Consider the following 1,016-nt stretch of genomic DNA (forward strand, 5'->3'; position numbering starts at 1 on the left):
TGGCGGCGCAACATTCTCTGATTACGCTGACATCGACAAAGCGCCGGAAGAAAAAGCACGCGGCATCACCATTTCTACGGCCCACGTAGAATATGAAACAGAAGCCCGTCACTACGCACACGTAGATTGCCCGGGTCACGCCGATTATGTTAAGAACATGATCACGGGTGCGGCCCAAATGGACGGCGCGATTTTGGTTGTGAACGCAGCTGACGGCCCGATGCCGCAAACACGTGAGCACATCCTGTTGGCCCGCCAAGTTGGTGTACCGGCTCTGGTTGTTTACATGAACAAAGTTGATCAGGTTGACGACGAAGAGTTGCTTGAACTGGTTGAAATGGAAATCCGTGAGCTGTTGTCTTCTTACGAATTCCCGGGCGACGACATTCCGGTAATCGCCGGTTCTGCTTTGGCTGCTCTGGAAGGCCGCGACGACAACATCGGTAAAGAATCTATTCTGAAGCTGATGGCTGCTGTTGACGAATACATCCCGCAGCCGGAACGTGCGAAAGACCTGCCGTTCCTGATGCCGATCGAGGACGTGTTCTCTATCTCCGGTCGTGGTACAGTTGTAACGGGCCGTGTAGAGCGTGGCGTGATCAACGTGAACGACGAGATCGAAATCGTTGGTATCCGTGACACGACAAAAACGACTTGTACAGGCGTTGAAATGTTCCGCAAACTGCTGGATAGCGGTGAAGCTGGTGACAACATCGGCGCTCTGTTGCGTGGTACAAAACGTGACGATGTTGAGCGTGGTCAGGTTCTGGCGAAGCCGGGTTCTATCAAGCCGCACAAAAAGTTTAAAGGCGAAGCTTACATTCTTACTAAAGAAGAAGGTGGCCGTCACACGCCATTCTTCGCGAACTACCGTCCGCAGTTCTACTTCCGTACAACAGACGTGACTGGTTCTATTTCTTTGCCGGAAGGCACCGAGATGGTTATGCCGGGTGATAACGTTGAGTTCGAAATCGACCTGCTGACACCGATCGCAATGGACGAAGGTCTGCGTTTCG

At 52.6% G+C, this 1,016-nt stretch carries 1 protein-coding gene; it reads left to right on the forward strand.

Annotated elements, in window-relative coordinates; translation table 11 throughout:
- Nucleotides 1-1,016 (forward strand): elongation factor Tu (gene tuf, locus IEW74_RS17200; RefSeq protein WP_188667415.1); only part of this gene is annotated, 1,016 nt, incomplete at both ends.

Source organism: Terasakiella brassicae (genome assembly GCF_014641495.1).
Lineage (GTDB): Bacteria > Pseudomonadota > Alphaproteobacteria > Rhodospirillales > Terasakiellaceae > Terasakiella > Terasakiella brassicae.